Source organism: Salinimonas sediminis (assembly GCF_003429285.1).
GTDB lineage: Bacteria > Pseudomonadota > Gammaproteobacteria > Enterobacterales > Alteromonadaceae > Alteromonas > Alteromonas indica.
In genome coordinates, this window is sequence record NZ_CP031769.1 from 1,182,466 (window position 1) to 1,199,683 (window position 17,218).

A 17,218-nucleotide genomic window follows, 5' to 3' on the forward strand; every position below is an offset into this window, starting at 1 on the left:
CATAACAAGGAATTACCATGCAACGCAGCATTATGCTGACAGCTCTTTTGTTATTCAGCTTTATGTGTCACGCGCAGTCAACCATCACCAATTTGTGGTTGTTTGATTTATCGTATGACAATGAACAGCCTCACATAGAGCATGCGCGCAAAATTACCGATACCCACGCTTATACCAATCAGCCCTATTTTTACGACGATAATCAGGCGTTGTATTATACCCAGAGCTTCCCGGCCGGTTCGGTCAGTCAAACCGATGTTATGAAATTCGATATCAGCCGTGGCTTTCACAGTAACCTGACACATACAGCAGATTCGGAATACTCGCCTACGCCGTTACCGCATAAAAAGGGTTTTTCGGCAATCCGCGTCGATAAACGTAAAAAACAGTGGCTGTGGTTGTATACCCATAAGCAAAACAATAAATTTAGCGCTCTTGAGCCTATTGGTTATCATGTATGGATGGGCGAGGATGAAGCACTGGCGTTTGTGCTGGGCGACACCCATACGTTACAACGAGTGCGCGCGGATCTGCCGCCCACCGTGGTAGATAGCAATATCGGCCCCAGTTTGTGGGCAATCCCGGATACCGGGTTATTTAGTTACACTAAGAATCCCGCACCAGATAAACAGCCCTGGACGCTGATGAGCTATGACCCAGCTACCGAGCGCACCAGCTTACTGGCAACGTTGCCCAAAGGCGCCTATTACATGGCGTGGAGTCCCGGCGCAAAAGCCTTAGCGGCGGTTGAGACACGTGTATATGCATGGGACTTTAAAGAGCCGGTCACCCCGCTTAATGAAACCTCCGCACCTGCCGATGAAAAAGTTCAGGGGCCCTGGCAGGTATGGCTGGAATTACAGGAATATTGCCCTGGAGGCGCCAGCCGCTTGCATATGAGCACTGATGGCCGGCAACTTGCCGCCGTATGCCACGAGGCTGACGGCTAGCCTTGAGCTGGGCTTTATAGCAGGGCTTTATAGCAGGGCCCATTGGGTTTGCGCACACTGCCAGCAGCACCTGCTGTGAGCAGGCACCCTTGTGGTTTGGTTAGCCGGCCGCTGGCTTTTGGTCTGGGCATTACAGCCTTGCGCGTAACCCTAGCCCGTAATACCGGCAAGCGGGGGCGCCGCTGACTGTATTACCCCCTCATCGTTTTTCCTTTCACTATGGTTTTTTCTCCATAGCGGCGCTTTTTCTTGTGCTGTTGTGCTACCTACGAGCCCTCTCACGCAACGGGGTATAATTGGGCGCGGGCGAGTGGGGTAGGTTATCAGGCAACTTTAGCAGCGCGCCGACACGCAGCAATCACTTCAATGCCACCATCTTCATGTTCCTGTTCAAGGCTGACATCAAATTTCCATAACCGGTGTAGGTGACGCATTACTTCTTCTTTTGAATTTGCCAATGGAATACCTTGTTGCGGAACGTAACGAAGCGTAAGTGAGCGGTCGCCTCTGATGTCTACATTGTATACCTGAATATTCGGCTCAAGGTTGCTCAGATTGTACTGGGCTGACAGTTTTTCACGAATGGTTCGGTAGCCGGCTTCATCATGAATAGCACTTACGCTGACATACGGGCGCGCGGCATCATCGTCCACAGCAAATAATTTAAAGTCTCGAATGAGCTTGGGCGACAAAAATTGGCTGATGAAGCTTTCATCTTTAAAGTTGTGCATAGCAAAGTGCACCGTTTCCAGCCAATTTTTGCCGGCCACATCAGGTAGATATTCGCGGTCTTCAGCAGTGGGATTCTGACACATTCGCTTTATATCCATAAACATGTTAAAGCCAAGTGCATAGGGGTTAATACCTGAATAATAAGGACTATTATAATCAGGCTGCATCACCACACTCGTGTGACTATGCAAAAACTCCATCATAAAGCGGTCGGTGACCAACCCTTCATCATAAAGTTGCGTAAGAATGTGATAATGCCAAAAACACGCCCATCCTTCATTCATTACCTGGGTTTGTTTTTGCGGGTAAAAGTACTGCGATACTTTGCGCACAATTCTTACCAGTTCACGTTGCCATGATTCCAATAACGGAGCGTTTTTCTCTATAAAATACAGTAGGTTTTCTTGTGGTTCATGAGGAAAACGCGAAGGTTGCGGGCGGTTACTTTCTTTCACCTGAGGTAAGGTGCGCCACAATTCGTTGACCTGAGATTGTAAATACTCTTCGCGCTGTTGTTGGCGGTTGATCTCCTCTTGAATAGAGATTTTTTGCGGACGTTTGTAGCGGTCTACACCGTAGTTCATTAATGCATGGCACGAATCTAAAATATCCTCGACTTCATTTTCGCCATATTTCTGCTCACATTTTGCAATGTAGTTTTTGGCGAAAACCAGATAATCGATAATTGAACTAGCGTCCGTCCAGGTTTCAAACAGGTAGTTACCTTTGAAAAATGAGTTGTGTCCGTAACAGGCGTGAGCCATCACCAGTGCCTGCATAGTAATAGTGTTTTCTTCCATTAAATACGCAATACAAGGGTTTGAGTTGATTACGATCTCGTAGGCCAAGCCCATTTGCCCCCGGCGGTATTGCTGTTCTGTCTGAATAAATTTTTTGCCAAATGACCAATGGCTGTAATTAATGGGCATACCAATACTGGCGTACGCGTCCATCATCTGTTCGCACGTAATGACTTCTATTTGATTGGGATAAGCATCCAACCGGAAGTTTTTAGCAATCCGGTCAATATGAAACTCATACTGTTCGAGTAATTCGAAAGTCCAGTCCGGGCCATCACTAAGGGGGGAGCGGGTCTTCGGTGATGCCATAATTAGCCTCCTGAAGTGGCAGCCTGCTCGTTACGGGCAAACAGCTCTCTGAATACCGGATAAATATCATTGACCGTTTGAATATGTTTGCACACAAAGTTGTCACTTAATGACGCGACCTGTTGGTATTCTCGCCACAAACTTTGGTGCTGACGCTCAGTGATTTCGATATACGCAAAATAGCGAGTGACCGGTAATACTTGGTTTAGCAGTAAATCCCGGCAGTAAGGGGAATCGTCAGCCCAGTTATCGCCATCCGACGCCTGGGCGGCATAGATATTCCAGTTTGCATCCGAATAGCGCGCTTTAACAATATCGTCCATCAGTTTGAGCGCGCTGGATACTATAGTACCGCCGGTTTCTTGCGAATAGAAAAACTCATGCTCGTCAACTTCTTTAGCCTGTGTATGATGTCGAATATAGACTACCTCTACATTTTCATAGGTTCTGGTTAAAAAAAGATACAGCAAAATATAAAATCGTTTGGCCATATCTTTCGTAACCTGATCCATCGAACCCGAAACGTCCATTAAGCAAAACATCACAGCTTTGCTGGTAGGCACAGGGCGTTTATCATAATTTTTAAAACGCAGGTCAAAGGTATCAATAAAAGGCACCCGGGCTATTTTTTTGCGTAAGACGTCAATTTCCTGTTCCAACGCTAAAATAGCCAACGTGTTGTCGTGTTTGTCCTCTTGCAGCGCAGCTAATGCTTCTTCCAGTTCTCGCAATTTTTTTCGCGAAGTGCCAGTAAGCGCAATACGCCTTGCTACTGAACCTTTTAACGAGCGCACAATGTCCAAATTGCTGGGTACGCCATCCGTTTGGTAGCCAGCCCGGTAAGTTTCGTATTCGACAACTTTATCAAACTGGCTTTTTTTCAGGTTGGGTAAGGCCAGATCGTCAAACAGCAGATCCAGGTATTCATCTTTAGAAATTGAAAACACAAATTCGTCTTCGCCTTCACCGCTATTGCTGGCATCTCCCTCGCCAGCACCGCCACCCTGTCCTTGTGGTGGACGCTCAATTCTATCGCCAGCAGTGAACTGATCATTACCAGGATGCACCACAGAACGTTTGCCGCCTTTGCCGGTATGAAACACCGGTTCACTAATATCCCGGGCGGGAATACTGATTTTCTCACCACTTTCTAAATCCGTTACCGAACGCTGGCCGATAGCATCCGATACCGCCCGTTTTATCTGCTGTTTATAGCGGCGAATAAAACGTTGTCGGTTAACGGTGCTCTTACCCTTACTGTTTAATCTTCTGTCAATAAAATGCGCCATAAGCACCTACTATGTGTCTGCTAATGGAAGGGTGTTTACGAGGCTTTTCTTACACGTAAGTACCATTCACACAGCAATCTGACTTGTTTTTGCGTATAGCCTTTTTCCGTCATACGGTTGACAAAATCATCGTGTTTTTTCTTATCTTCGGTAGAACCTTTGGTATTAAATGAAATGACCGGAAGCAAATCTTCGGTATTTGAGAACATTTTCTTCTCAATGACTGTGCGCAGTTTTTCATAGCTGGTCCAAGCCGGATTTTTGCCACCATTATGTGCGCGTGCGCGCAGTACAAAGTTGACAATTTCATTCCTAAAGTCTTTAGGGTTGGATATTCCGGCCGGCTTCTCGGTTTTTTCTAACTCTGCGTTTAACGATTCACGGTCAAATAATTGGCCGGTTTCCGGATCCCGGTATTCCTGATCCTGAATCCAGAAATCGGCATAGGTAACATAACGGTCAAACAGGTTTTGGCCGTACTCGGAATAGGACTCCAGATAAGCGGTTTGAATTTCCTTACCGATAAACTCTACATAGCGAGGAATTAAATAGCCTTTTAAAAACTCTTTGTAGCGGTCACCGGTGTCTTGCGGGAATTGTTCACGTTCAATTTGCCGTTCCAGTACATAAAACAGGTGCACCGGATTCGCAGCCACTTCCTGATGATCGAAATTAAAAACCCGGGATAGTATTTTAAAAGCAAAGCGGGTAGATAACCCTTCCATACCTTCATCCACGCCGGCGTAGTCGCGGTATTCCTGATACGACTTCGCTTTCGGGTCAGTGTCTTTCAGGCTTTCGCCGTCGTAAACCCGCATCTTTGAATACAGGCTGGAGTTTTCTGGCTCTTTGAGCCGCGACAGCACGGTAAACTGCGCCAGGCATTCGAGCGTGTCAGGAGCGCATGGGGCACCATTTAATTCACTACTATCCAGTAACTTACGATAAATCTTTATTTCCTCAGATAAGCGCAGACAGTAAGGGACTTTGACAATATATACCCGGTCCAAAAATGCTTCATTATTCTTGTTGTTTCTAAAAGTCTGCCATTCTGACTCGTTGGAATGGGCTAAAATGAGGCCATCGAAGGGGAGCGCAGAAAACCCTTCAGTAGGATTGTAATTTCCTTCTTGGGTAGCGGTTAGTAAGGGATGTAGCACCTTGATGGGTGCTTTGAACATTTCGACGAACTCCATTAACCCCTGGTTAGCTTTACATAGCGAACCCGAGTAGCTGTAGGCATCGGGATCGTTTTGGGCAAACTGTTCGAGACGGCGAATATCAACCTTACCTACCAGTGAAGAAATATCCTGATTATTTTCATCACCGGGTTCTGTTTTCGCGATCCCAATTTGATCCAGTATGGATGGATATACCCGCACCACCTTAAACTTGCTGATATCGCCACCAAACTCATGCAACCGTTTACGGGTCCAGGGTGACATAATGGTTTTAAGGTATCGCTTCGGAATACCGTATTCCTGTTCCAGGATATGCCCGTCTTCAGCCACATCAAATAAACAAAATGGATGGTCGTTGGTCGGGGAGCCTTTAAGCATGTAGATGGGCACTTTCTGCATAAGCTCTTTTAGCCGTTCGGCTAAAGATGACTTGCCGCCACCTACGGGCCCCAGTAAATACAAGATTTGCTTTTTCTCTTCCAGACCCTGCGCCGCATGCCGCAGATAAGATACGATTTGTTCAATGGCTTCTTCCATTCCGTAGAATTCATGGAAGGCAGGATAGCGGGCGATAACCCGATTAGAAAAGATTCGACTAAGCGCCGGGTCGTTTGATGTATCAATCATTTCTGGTTCGCCAATAGCCTGTAGAAGGCGTTCGGCGGAATTTGCGTAAGCTGTTGGGTCGCTTTTGCAAATCTCCAGAAACTCCTGGATGGTGAATTCTTCTTGCTGACGTTCCTCGTAGCGCTGCTGGTAGTGTTCGAAAATACTCATGAGTACCTCAAAGTCAGAAACCGGATCCCCGTAATTTCAGCTTAGTCGGTATTTTGAAAAGCGATACTTTTTTTAAACGATTTTTAGGAATAGGGTCAAAGTAAACGATCTATCGAAAAAGGGAACTTTTGACAGTTTTGCAGGTCGGTATTAATCACGTTATACGTGGCTATAATAAAAAGCCCGCAACAATGGCGGGCTTAATAATCGGGTGCTATAAAAACTTACTTAGCGAAGTTTTCTGCCGCAAATTCCCAGTTGATCAGTGCCCAGAAATTTTCCAGGTACTTAGGACGTGCGTTGCGGTAATCAATATAGTACGCATGCTCCCATACATCGCAGGTCAGGACTGGCGTGTATTCTTCGCCTGCAATTGGGGTGTCTGCATCATCAGTGTTGACGATGTCGACTGAGCCATCTGCTGTTTTTACCAGCCAGGTCCAGCCAGAACCGAAGTTGCCAGTGGCTTTGTCGTTAAATGCCGCTTGGAAGTCAGCAAATGAGCCCCACTTGGCATTAATCGCTTCAGCCAGTTCGCCAGTAGGTTCACCGCCACCATTTGGGCTAAGGCAATGCCAGTAAAAGGTATGGTTCCATACCTGTGCAGCATTGTTGAAAAGACCGCCTTTAGAAGACTTGATGATCTCCTCCAGGCTTTGGCTTTCCATATCAGTACCTTCCACCAAACCGTTCAGTTTAGATACATAGGTAGCATGATGTTTACCGTAGTGATATTCCAGCGTTTCTGCTGAGATATGAGGTTCCAGGGCATTCTTTTCATAAGGTAATGCTGGTAATTCAAAAGCCATTACGCGTCTCCATGTTGGTGATAATTTAGTGTTGTGCCGGTCGCCTTTAATCAATGGTGTAAAGGAAGAGCATCAACATCGGTCTCAACTATACAAAAATATATGGGCGTTTTTGTATAACCCAATGACAAATTTGTGAATTTACCTGTAAAAGCAGGTTATTCACCGTGGTGAGTTATCATTGGGCGTACGACATTACTGCTATTCTCATAGATCCTACCCTGCGCTTAAGATCACTCTTTTGGCAAAAACAGCCTGCGAATACTGTATTGATGTTTATATGGCGGTAGTGACATTGGGGTGCGCCCCTGTGGTATAATGTGACGACTTGAAATACGCGCAACCAGACCCTATATAACGGCTATCGATAGTTGCGACCACCAGTGAGGATGAGATGGAAAATACGACCCCAGAAGCAACCGTAGAAAAGATTAAAGAGCAGATAGCGGAAAACCCTATTCTTCTTTATATGAAAGGTTCTCCAAAACTACCTAGCTGTGGTTTTTCTGCCCAGGCTTCGCAAGCGTTGATGTCCTGTGGTGAACAGTTTGCTTTCGTTGATATTCTGCAAAATCCGGATATCCGTGCAGAACTACCTAAATATGCGAATTGGCCAACCTTTCCTCAATTATGGGTTGAAGGCGAACTAGTTGGCGGCTGTGACATTATTATTGAGATGTTTCAGCAAAATGAACTTCAGCCGTTGGTAAAAGAGGCGGCAGAGAAGCATAAAAGCGCTGAATAACGAACTGTTCTATGTATAAAAAACCCGGCAGAAGCCGGGTTTTTTTTATTGTCAGGGAAACAATAAATCAGCGTAAAACTGGCCCACTGCATTTCGCGTAAACCCCGCTGATAACCTTATAGACAAGTCAGTAGCGCAAATCCTCTACGCTGCAAAAATAAATAAATTTTTCGTCTCAAAACATTTGTTTTACCCGGTTTTACCTTTTATAACAAAGAGGTTGGGCAGTTCTTTTGCTGGTCAACACCTATAAGGTAAAAAGATATTTTACTGCGCCGAAATAATAATAAGAATTTGCCACCCACTGCGCAGTAAAGGCCATCATAAAAATCCGGGGAATCCATAATGAACACTATACTATCGTTACTAACAAAAAATGTACGAGCCGTACTGACTGCATCGGCGGCATTTTCTGTGCTGGCATTAAATACCGCTTCGGCACAGGAACAAACGAATCAGGCAGAGGCGCCTGAGGATGTTGAGCAAATAGCAATCGTAGGGACCCGCGGCGCTCCACGCTCGGTGGGCGAGTCGGCGGTACCGATTGATATTATTTCTGATGAAGAATTTAAAAACCAGGGTTCCACCGACATGGTGTCGATGTTACAAACCGTGGTGCCCTCCTTTAACGTAAACGACCAGCCCATCAATGATGCTTCCAGCTTGGTACGTCCGGCTAACCTGCGTGGTATGGCGTCTGATCATACCCTGGTGCTGGTCAATGGTAAGCGGCGTCATCGCTCGGCAGTTATCACCTTTTTAGGCGGTGGGTTATCTGATGGTGCGCAGGGCCCGGACATTTCGGTTATCCCGGCCACTGCCCTTAAGCAGGTGGAAGTGTTGCGTGATGGTGCAGCCGCGCAATATGGGTCTGATGCGATTGCTGGTGTTGTTAACTTTGTTCTAAAAGACAATAGTGAAGGCGGCGTAGTAGAAGCACGGTATGGCTCTTATTACGAAGGCGATGGTGACATGATGCAAATCTCCGGAAACGTAGGTTTGCCATTAAGTGATGATGGCTTTATTAATTTGACTGCCGAATACCGAACTGCGGATCCTACATCGCGTAGCGTCCAGCGCGATGATGCAGCGGCGCTGATTGCGGCGGGCAACACCTTTGTAGAAGATCCGGCGCAAATTTGGGGTAATCCCGAAATAAAAGATGACATTAAATTGTTTGCTAATCTTGGCCTGGATCTTAGTAATTCTGCGCAGGCATATATGTTCGGTAACTATGCAGAGCGCGAAGTTGAAGGCGGCTTTTACTACCGTAACCCGCATACCCGTGGCGGTGTATACGATGGTGGGGTAGATACCGATGGCACACCTTTGCTATTGGTAGGTGATTTGGACGGCCTGGATAATGGTATTAGCTGCCCGACGGTGCGTATCACCGATGGCAACGTGTTGGACAATGCTGACTATGGCCTTATTGCCGATAACAGCACCGCAGTAGGGGCCAACTGTTTTGCCTTTAATGAAATGTTCCCAGGTGGTTTTACTCCACGGTTTGGCGGCACGATTACCGACATGTCGTTGGTCTTTGGTACCCGCGGTGAGCTGGCTAACGAAGTAGGCTATGATGTTAGTGTTAACTTAGGACAAAACGAAGTTGACTTCGCTATCTCCAATACCCTGAACCCGTCTTTGGGGCCGCAAACCCCCACCTCCTTTAAACCTGGCAAATATACCCAGTCAGAACAGACTTTTGATTTTGATTTGCATAAGCCGTTTGATGTTGGTTTGGCAGAGCCCCTGTTTTTAGCTGGTGGTTTCCAGTATCGCCATGAAAGCTATGAAAGTTTAGCCGGTGATACTGCCTCATACGAAATTGGCCCATTAGCGGCACAGGGGTTTGGCATTGGTTCAAACGGTTTCCCTGGTTTGTCAGCGCGTAGCCAAAGTGATGCTTCGCGCCACAATATCGCGTTTTATCTGGATGCTGAGGTATTTCTGAGCGACGACTTTATGGTGGCTGGTGCAGTGCGTTATGAAGACTACTCAGACTTTGGTGATACCACCAAAGGTAAGATATCAGCTCGGTGGCAAGCCACTGACAGTATTGCCTTTCGTGGCGCGGTTTCCACAGGCTTTAAAGCCCCTACCATTGGCCAGTCTAATGTGCGTAACGTGACCACGGCGTTTGGTACTGATGGCGAGCTTATTGACCGGGCTACGTTGCCTCCTACTGATCCTATTTCAGTGCAAAAAGGCGGGTCAGTGTTGACCCCTGAAGAATCTACCAGCTATAGCCTGGGCATGGTGGCAGAGTTCGATAGTGGCCTGTTCCTAACGGTTGATTATTACAATATTGAAGTGACTGACCGTATCAGTACCACTTCTGGTATTAAGCTTACCGAAGAAGACATCGCCCAACTGCTGGCGCAGGGCGTGAGTGATGCCTCGAGCTTTACCGAAGTCAGTTTCTTCACCAACGACTTCGATACCACTACAGAAGGGGTTGATGTGGTAGCAAACTATAGCCAGGAAATGTTCGGAGGAGATACCAAATATTCTCTTGCCTATAACTGGACCTCGACGGTAGTGGATGAAGCATCGGACAATATTTCGGCAGAGCGTATCCGCATGTTGGAAGATAACCTGCCAGCGGTTCGCTGGAGTCTGACTGCCAATCATACGAATGGAGACTGGCGCGTATTGGGGCGTTTGAACTACTTCGGAAGTACTTATGAGGACCATCTGGATTCAGCCTTGCCCATCGATAATATCAGCAGTGAAATTACTGTCGACGTGGAAGTGGCTTACCACTTTACCGACGACCTGCAGTTAGTGGTAGGAGCGAAGAACGCGCTGGATGAATACCCAGACGAAAATACGCTGTATGATAATGAAATTGCTGGCGCTAAATACCCGGTCACCTCGCCTATGGGTATCAATGGTGGTTTCTATTACCTGCGCGGGATTTATACATTTTAATTTAACTAACAGGTAGTAAGAACAAGTACCTTTATTTTCATTGCAGGAGGCGACCAGGGTCGCTTCCTGTAGTGGATGTAGCAAAGCATTAACGTAGAGAGTGTTTTGCTACATTAACCTGTTTACCATTTGGTTTTACCTGTAGTGGGCCGCAGGCCCGGATTGGGTGGGTACAAACCGTATTGATAATCATAAAATAGAATGACAAGACGACCTGGCTGCTGCATTATTAGCCGGTTTGTAAAGTCCATGAGACACACCTTAGACGCTATCTATGACCCAGAAGTCGACAATAGCGGATACTTATATAAAGTACCGCTCAAAATTAATGCGCGCGATAAGCACTATTGTCAATAAAGACGATATTGAAGACATTGTGCAAGAAGCCTTCATTAAAAGTTACGAAGCGCAACTTAAACAAGAGATTCGCTACGAGCGCACCTATATGTTGCGTACAGTGAAAAACCTGGCGCTGAACCATGTTGCCAGTGCCGCGGTGCAATTAAATGATGCCGTCGAAAATATGGATGCATTACCCTACGATTTGGTTGGTCATAGCCTGGAAAAAAACGTCGAAAGCAAAGAGCGTTTTATTCATTTTTGCCGCGCCACCGATACACTATCAGCTGAGGTAAAGCGGGTGTTCCTGCTTAAAAAAGTGTACGACATGAAACAAAAAGACATCGCCGAGCTGGTTGGGCTTAGCGAAAGCACCGTAGAAAAGCATGTAGCAAAAGGTTTGCTGTTGTGTTCCCGTTATCTGGCTGAGCTGGCCGATGACACACCTTCTACGGGTTCATCAGCCAACAGCCAGGATGTACGCAGCCGATGAGTAATGTCAGTCAGTTTACCCCAAAACAGGATATCTACGAGCAAGCATCGTTATGGATAAGCCGGGTCGATCGAGGTTTAACTCACAGCGAAATTCAGCAGCTTGACCAATGGCTTGCCGCCAGCAGCGGGCATCGCCGTATTTTGTTTGAGTTGGCTAGCTTGTGGGACGATATGAGCGTAATGAATGAGCTCAGTGGGTTGTACCCGTTAAAATCTGCCCAAGCCACACTGTCCTCAGGCAAAGACCACGCCGCTAAATGGAAACGGCAGGCCCGCTATAGCAGTGCCGCCGCCGTGGCGATTGTCGTGCTGTTCCTGGGGTTTATCAGTGACTGGTCATGGCTGATGGGCACCGATAACACCACGGCTCAGGTAAGCCGACGGCTGGCTACGGCCATTGGCGAGCAGCGTACTGTTAAACTCGCTGATGGCAGTTATGTACAGCTCAATACTAATTCTATTATCAATATCGACTTCAGCGGCGGCGTACGCCGTATCGTGCTACAAAAAGGTGAAGCCCACTTTGCGGTTGCACATGATCATTACCGGCCGTTTGTAGTAGAAGCCGGCGCCAATACCGTTACCGCCATCGGCACCGCATTTAATATGCAACTGACCGATACCGATGCATTCGAGCTGGTCGTGACCGAAGGCAAGGTGTTAGTCCGGGATACCACAAGTGCCCAGGATGCCAGCGATGCCACAGCATTGATTAACCCTGACGCTACCGCCAGTGGTCAGCTGTTAACGGCGGGTGAAAAGGCCAACATCAGGGGGCAGGTTGACCAGCGGCAAAGTCTGACCAGCGATGCTATGCAGCAAGATTTAGCATGGCAACAGGGGATGATTGTATTTAAAGGTGAACCACTGGAAGATGCATTAAAGGAGATCGGTCGGTATACGCCAGTCACGTTTAAAATCGCCGATGAAAACCTTAAGCAGAAGCGAGTAGCGGGATACTTCAAAGTCGGTGATATCAGCGGCTTGCTGTTTGCATTAAAAAACAGTTTTAATATCGAGCATAAACGGGTAAGCGGCATGACCATAGAGCTGAAAGAAATTACCCCGCCGGTGTCAGCGGGTTAGCATCTAAAGCAAACAGGTCAGTGGCATGCCTGGCCTGCTAACTATTGTTTTTTGCTGCAACTTTGTGACAGTATTAATGAAATTCCTCAGGTGTTCGAACACGTTGCAATCTCGCGGTTTGTCTTTTATTACAGTATTTGCAGCCAGCAGCTTGGCGATAGACGGCATTAGCGGGTGGAACCCGGCTGGTGATAGTCTATTTACGTGGCCTGGTAGATGCCTTGGTGTATGCCCCAGCGTACCGGATATATAACCATGAAAGGCTATTCTTTTGTGGTGGCGGTGTGGTGCACGCTGGCTGGATGGGGATTTCCGGCTCTGGCCGCTGACAAAATTACTTTTTCAATTACTGCAAAGCGTGCAGATGAAGCGTTGACTGAATTTGCCCGCCAGGCCGATACCACTTTGTTGTTCTCCTATGATCTCGCCCAGCAGGTAACCGCAAATGCGCTGCGGGGTAGCTTTACGCTACAGGAAGGCCTGCAGGCCCTGTTAAAAGATACCGAACTGGCAGTAGAAGTGGATGCCAGCGGCATGCTTACCGTAAAGCATGTGAATGATATCGCCCCGGCGCCCGCTCCCCGCGTACCAAAACAAAAGAAATCCAGTGATACAGAAACCTTTTCATTAGAGCGTATTGCCATTGTCGGCTCCCGCAATACCGCACGTTCGGTGGTATCTTCAGCGGTGCCTTTGGATATCCTTTCTGAAGATGCCTTTAAAGCGCAGGGCAGTGCTGACTTACTGGGCATGCTGGCCGCTACCGTCCCCTCCCTTAATGTTAATGACCAACCTATTAATGATGCTACCAGCCTGGTACGGCCGGCCAACTTACGCGGGATGGCTTCAGACCACACGTTATTGTTACTTAATGGCAAACGGCGTCATCGTTCAGCAGTGATCACGTTTCTAGGCGGGGGGTTATCTGACGGTGCGCAGGGGCCGGATATCTCAGTTCTGCCTGCCAGCGCCATGCAGCAGGTTGAAGTGTTACGCGATGGCGCTGCGGCGCAATATGGTTCTGATGCTATCGCCGGGGTCATTAATTTTGTTCTTAAAGATGCTGATGAAGGCGGCAATATTGCGCTTAAAACCGGCTTGTATAGCGAGGGCGACGGGGAGTTAATTCAGTTTCAGGCAAACCTCGGGCTGCCGTTGTTAGACCGAGGCTTTGCTAACCTGTCTTTAGAGTTTCGCCAACAACAAGCCACCTCGCGCACGGTTCAGCGTGCTGATGCGATGGCTCTCACCCAGGCGGGCAATACCAGCGTGCCAAATCCGGCTCAGGTATGGGGCTCGCTAGAGGTTGATTACGATTATAAAACCGCCGGTAATTTTGGTTACCAGCTGGACGCTGACAGTGAACTATATGCATTTGCCAACCTGGCGAAACGAAAAACCGGGGGCGGTTTTTATTTTCGCCATCCGCACTTTCGCGATGGCGTATTCAGTAAGCCGACAGCCGCGGGGCGGGCGTTATTGATTGCCGACCTCGATGGGTTAGGCCAGGGAATTGCCTGTCCTGATATTATCATCAATAGTGACAACGTACTCCAGCAAGCTGATTACCAGCAGATTGCCGATAATAGTACGGCGCTAGGGGCAAACTGCTTTGCTTTTAATGAATGGTTCCCCGGCGGATTTACCCCCCGATTTGGTGGCACCATTGAAGATGCTTCCTTGTTTGGCGGTTGGCGTGGCCGCTGGGCAAATGATTGGCAGTACGATATGAGCATCGGCACTGGCTATTCAAATATAGTCTATCAGCTTGAGCAAACGGTGAATCCTTCTTTAGGGCCAATGTCACCTTTGTCCTTTTCGCCAGGCGGGGTGGCACAAATTGAGCGCACGGTGAATCTGGATTTTTCCGGGCCGTTGATGCTGGGCTTACCTAATCCGGTAAACCTGGGTGTGGGTATTGAATGGCGTCGGGAGTCTTATCACCAACGGGCGGGCGATAGCATGTCTTATGCGGCCGGGCCCTTCGCCTTCAATCAGGATACTCAACGTTCACAAGGTTTTAGTATCGGCTCTAACGGTTTCCCAGGCTATCAGCCGCAATCAGCGGGGCATTGGAGCCGCCATAACTGGGCATGGTACGCGGATGCTGAAACGCAGCTTACTTCTGCATTAAACGCCGGACTGGCTATCAGGATGGAGCATTTTTCAGATTTTGGCGGCACCTTTGACGGTAAATTTTTTGCCCGCTACCAGTTAAATCCTGTCTATGCTTTGCGTAGCTCTGTCAGCACGGGTTTTAAAGCTCCTACGGTAGGACAGAGTAATGTCATTAATGTGACGACTGCCTACTCGGCTCAAGGGCTGCAGGATCAGGCTACGTTACCACCTACACACCCGGTATCCCGTCAGTTAGGCGCCAGTGCCCTACGTCCGGAAGAGTCGGTGAATACCAGCTTTGGGGCGGTTGCCATGTTTAGCGATAAGCTATATATGACCATCGACTTTTTCGACATACGCTTACGTGATCGCATCAGTACCACCTCGGCGATTGCACTCACTGCCGCCGATATTGCTGTGCTGAACCAGCAAGGGGTAACAGAGGCGGCTGAATACGGGGCAGCCAAGTATTTTACCAACGACTTTGATACCCATACGCAAGGGCTGGATATTGTTTTTAATTATGGCTTTACTACAGGCACAATTTCCCACGAAATTACCGCAGCCTATAACTGGACCCATACCGAAGTAGACAGTATTCGGCTTTATCCCGTTACCAGTGGTAATACAGACGACCTGTTAGCACCTAACCTGACCACGTCCCGCATTCGAATGTTGGAAGATAATCTACCGGCCCACCGGGCCACATTCACGTTGAAGCAGTTTTGGGAGACGTTCTCTGTTATCTGGCGCGCCAGTTATTATGGAAGCTATTATGAAGATCATTTAGATGCTGCTGCCGGCCTGGATATTTATGGTAAACCGGTGACTGTGCTTGACGCTGAAATAAACTGGCTGAGTACTGAACAGCTTACTCTGGCAGTAGGAGCGAAAAACCTGTTGGATATTAAGCCTGAGGATAATCCGTACAGTGCGGAAGTGGGCGCGCGTTATCCTGCTACAGCCCCAAGCGGTATTAATGGTGGCTTTTATTACGCCGAAGCGCGCTTTACCTTTTAATGTCGGGGCTAAATAGCAGCAGTATGGATATAGCGCGCGGTCAAAAGCGCAAACAAAACAGGAGTAAGTAGGTACCGACAATCAGCTATAAAAAAAACAGCCTGGATTAAACCACGGGCAGATTGGAGAGGGTGTAAAGGGGTAGAAAGGAGCTTGCACGATGTGAAGTGGCTAATTAGCCGGGAAAGAGACGTAAAGCGATTTAATCAGATGCTACAGGTTCTGTTAGCACACTTCTTTAAATAGCGACTCATCGACAATGGTGGCATCGATAATTTGTTGCGTCATAGATATACATTTACCACACTGACTACCTATTTCTAATACTTCTCGTAGTTCACGAAGGTTACCTGCGCCATGGGCTTCAACTGCTTTTTTTATTGCTTTGTCTGTCACGCCGTAGCACATACATACGTACATAAAATAACCTCTTCACTATCGTTACAAATGATAATAATTGCCATTTACATAATTTGCAAGATACTTTGGATGAAAATCATTCTCGTTTAATCTAACGGTAGCCGCTGGAATTTTGAACCCAGCAGGGGAACCAATGCGAACCGTCTGTTTTTAACGCCTCTCTACCAGCGTATATGGCCTACTCAAGATTCAGCGTTTCCGCTGATAACGCAGACACCTATGTACTTATATCTACCTACTTATACCTACCTACTACAAAGGGCTATAAAAGGCTATACAAGGCTCTGGGAGCTTGTTTCACGCAGGTCCATAGCGACTGAACGCGCGTCTTCAGGTACAAAGCTTATAACCTACGGCTAAGTGGCAACAGTGTGTAGGCGGGCGGCGCGCTATTCAAAAAATAAAACAGTGGAAGGGGGAGGGTAAGGCTGAGCGGAACGCAAAGCTGGCTGTAAGCAGGCATGCGATCCCCGGCATTGCCTCACAGCATGCAGGCCAATGATGAATGTTAGCAGGCTGCCAATGCGCTAGCGAAGCCTGCTCTAAGGACTGTGCGCCAACACAGCCTATTCAGGCTTATCGGGCTGTGCTAAAGGCCACCCGCCAAGGGCTTTGTAGCGGTTAACCATAAAACAAAATAAGTCTGCGGTTCGGCTGGCATCATAAAGCGCGCTGTGGGCTTCGTTTTGGTCAAACGCAATACCCGCCGTCCGGCAGGCCTTAACCAACACCGTTTGGCCAAGCGCTAAGCCCGCTAGGCTGGTGGTATCAAACGATACAAATGGATGAAAGGGGGTACGCTTAATCCCGCTTCTTGCGATAGCTGCATTAACAAAGCTTTGGTCGAAAGTGGCGTTATGGGCCACAATTACTGAACGCTGACATCCTGCATTTTTCTGCGCTTTGCGAATGGTCTTACACAGTGCTTTCATCGCATCCGATTCTTCGATAGCGCCGCGCAAAGCGCAGTGAGGATCAATACCATTAAATTCCAGGGCAGCCGGCTCAAGGTTGGCGCCTTCAAACGGATTAACATGGGCGTGGAAGGTTTCATCAGGATACAGGTTACCAGCATCGTCCATTTGTACTGTCACCGCTGCAATTTCTAACAACGCGTCAGTACCCGCATTAAACCCCGCGGTTTCTACGTCAATGACTACCGGAAAGTAGCCGCGAAAGCGGGTGGACAAAGTAGGTTTTTGATCTGTCAT

At 47.8% G+C, this 17,218-nt stretch carries 12 protein-coding genes; 6 read left to right on the forward strand and 6 right to left on the reverse strand.

What is annotated here, in order from left to right:
* Nucleotides 1-17 precede the first annotated feature (17 nt).
* Nucleotides 18-950 (forward strand): hypothetical protein, encoded by a 933-nt coding sequence (locus D0Y50_RS05350; protein ID WP_117315859.1) that lies wholly within the window; start codon nucleotides 18-20, stop codon nucleotides 948-950.
* 323 nt (nucleotides 951-1,273) lie between these two features.
* On the opposite strand, the gene D0Y50_RS05355 is transcribed toward D0Y50_RS05350, so the two are convergent.
* From D0Y50_RS05355 to sodB, 4 genes are all read right to left on the reverse strand, one after another.
* On the reverse strand, nucleotides 1,274-2,791 hold the full coding sequence (locus D0Y50_RS05355; protein WP_117315861.1) for a SpoVR family protein: 1,518 nt from the start codon (nucleotides 2,789-2,791) through the stop codon (nucleotides 1,274-1,276).
* Nucleotides 2,792-2,793: 2 nt separating this feature from the next.
* Entirely contained in the window at nucleotides 2,794-4,080 is a 1,287-nt protein-coding gene (locus D0Y50_RS05360; protein ID WP_117315863.1) for a YeaH/YhbH family protein, read from the reverse strand.
* 35 nt (nucleotides 4,081-4,115) lie between these two features.
* Nucleotides 4,116-6,038 (reverse strand): PrkA family serine protein kinase, encoded by a 1,923-nt coding sequence (locus D0Y50_RS05365; RefSeq protein WP_117315866.1) that lies wholly within the window; start codon nucleotides 6,036-6,038, stop codon nucleotides 4,116-4,118.
* A gap of 224 nt (nucleotides 6,039-6,262) precedes the next feature.
* Nucleotides 6,263-6,847 carry a superoxide dismutase [Fe] gene (gene sodB / locus D0Y50_RS05370; protein WP_108566472.1) on the reverse strand — a complete coding sequence of 195 codons (585 nt, stop codon included), beginning with the start codon at nucleotides 6,845-6,847 and terminating at the stop codon, nucleotides 6,263-6,265.
* A 394-nt stretch (nucleotides 6,848-7,241) separates the two neighbouring features.
* On the opposite strand from sodB, the gene D0Y50_RS05375 reads away from it, so the two are divergent.
* The 5 genes from D0Y50_RS05375 (at nucleotide 7,242) to D0Y50_RS05395 (ending at nucleotide 15,587) form a co-directional block, all read left to right on the forward strand.
* On the forward strand, nucleotides 7,242-7,592 hold the full coding sequence (locus D0Y50_RS05375; protein ID WP_108566473.1) for a Grx4 family monothiol glutaredoxin: 351 nt from the start codon (nucleotides 7,242-7,244) through the stop codon (nucleotides 7,590-7,592).
* A 345-nt stretch (nucleotides 7,593-7,937) separates the two neighbouring features.
* Complete coding sequence (locus D0Y50_RS05380) at nucleotides 7,938-10,529, forward strand: TonB-dependent receptor plug domain-containing protein (protein ID WP_117315868.1); 2,592 nt, start codon at nucleotides 7,938-7,940, stop codon at nucleotides 10,527-10,529.
* Between the two features lie 274 nt (nucleotides 10,530-10,803).
* A complete protein-coding gene (locus D0Y50_RS05385) occupies nucleotides 10,804-11,361 on the forward strand; it encodes an RNA polymerase sigma factor (protein WP_108566475.1) in 558 nt (185 codons plus the stop codon).
* Nucleotides 11,358-12,449, forward strand: a complete 1,092-nt coding sequence (locus D0Y50_RS05390; protein ID WP_108566476.1) for a FecR family protein — start codon at nucleotides 11,358-11,360, stop codon at nucleotides 12,447-12,449. Before D0Y50_RS05385 ends, D0Y50_RS05390 begins: the two co-directional genes overlap by 4 nt.
* Before the next feature lie 255 nt (nucleotides 12,450-12,704).
* Nucleotides 12,705-15,587 (forward strand): TonB-dependent receptor, encoded by a 2,883-nt coding sequence (locus D0Y50_RS05395; RefSeq protein ID WP_117315870.1) that lies wholly within the window; start codon nucleotides 12,705-12,707, stop codon nucleotides 15,585-15,587.
* A 225-nt stretch (nucleotides 15,588-15,812) separates the two neighbouring features.
* On the opposite strand, the gene D0Y50_RS05400 is transcribed toward D0Y50_RS05395, so the two are convergent.
* On the reverse strand, nucleotides 15,813-16,007 hold the full coding sequence (locus tag D0Y50_RS05400; RefSeq protein WP_108566478.1) for a (2Fe-2S)-binding protein: 195 nt from the start codon (nucleotides 16,005-16,007) through the stop codon (nucleotides 15,813-15,815).
* 566 nt (nucleotides 16,008-16,573) lie between these two features.
* Nucleotides 16,574-17,218, reverse strand: coding sequence for a ribonuclease T (rnt, locus tag D0Y50_RS05405; RefSeq protein WP_117315872.1), 645 nt, complete (start codon nucleotides 17,216-17,218; stop codon nucleotides 16,574-16,576).

Coding starts and splice junctions, on each gene's coding strand:
- D0Y50_RS05350 (WP_117315859.1), top strand. CDS start 18: ATGCAACGCAGCATTATGCTGACAGCTCTTTTGTTATTCAGCTTTATG.
- D0Y50_RS05355 (WP_117315861.1), bottom strand. CDS start 2,791: ATGGCATCACCGAAGACCCGCTCCCCCCTTAGTGATGGCCCGGACTGG.
- D0Y50_RS05360 (WP_117315863.1), bottom strand. CDS start 4,080: ATGGCGCATTTTATTGACAGAAGATTAAACAGTAAGGGTAAGAGCACC.
- D0Y50_RS05365 (WP_117315866.1), bottom strand. CDS start 6,038: ATGAGTATTTTCGAACACTACCAGCAGCGCTACGAGGAACGTCAGCAA.
- sodB (WP_108566472.1), bottom strand. CDS start 6,847: ATGGCTTTTGAATTACCAGCATTACCTTATGAAAAGAATGCCCTGGAA.
- D0Y50_RS05375 (WP_108566473.1), top strand. CDS start 7,242: ATGGAAAATACGACCCCAGAAGCAACCGTAGAAAAGATTAAAGAGCAG.
- D0Y50_RS05380 (WP_117315868.1), top strand. CDS start 7,938: ATGAACACTATACTATCGTTACTAACAAAAAATGTACGAGCCGTACTG.
- D0Y50_RS05385 (WP_108566475.1), top strand. CDS start 10,804: ATGACCCAGAAGTCGACAATAGCGGATACTTATATAAAGTACCGCTCA.
- D0Y50_RS05390 (WP_108566476.1), top strand. CDS start 11,358: ATGAGTAATGTCAGTCAGTTTACCCCAAAACAGGATATCTACGAGCAA.
- D0Y50_RS05395 (WP_117315870.1), top strand. CDS start 12,705: ATGAAAGGCTATTCTTTTGTGGTGGCGGTGTGGTGCACGCTGGCTGGA.
- D0Y50_RS05400 (WP_108566478.1), bottom strand. CDS start 16,007: ATGTACGTATGTATGTGCTACGGCGTGACAGACAAAGCAATAAAAAAA.
- rnt (WP_117315872.1), bottom strand. CDS start 17,218: ATGACAGATCAAAAACCTACTTTGTCCACCCGCTTTCGCGGCTACTTT.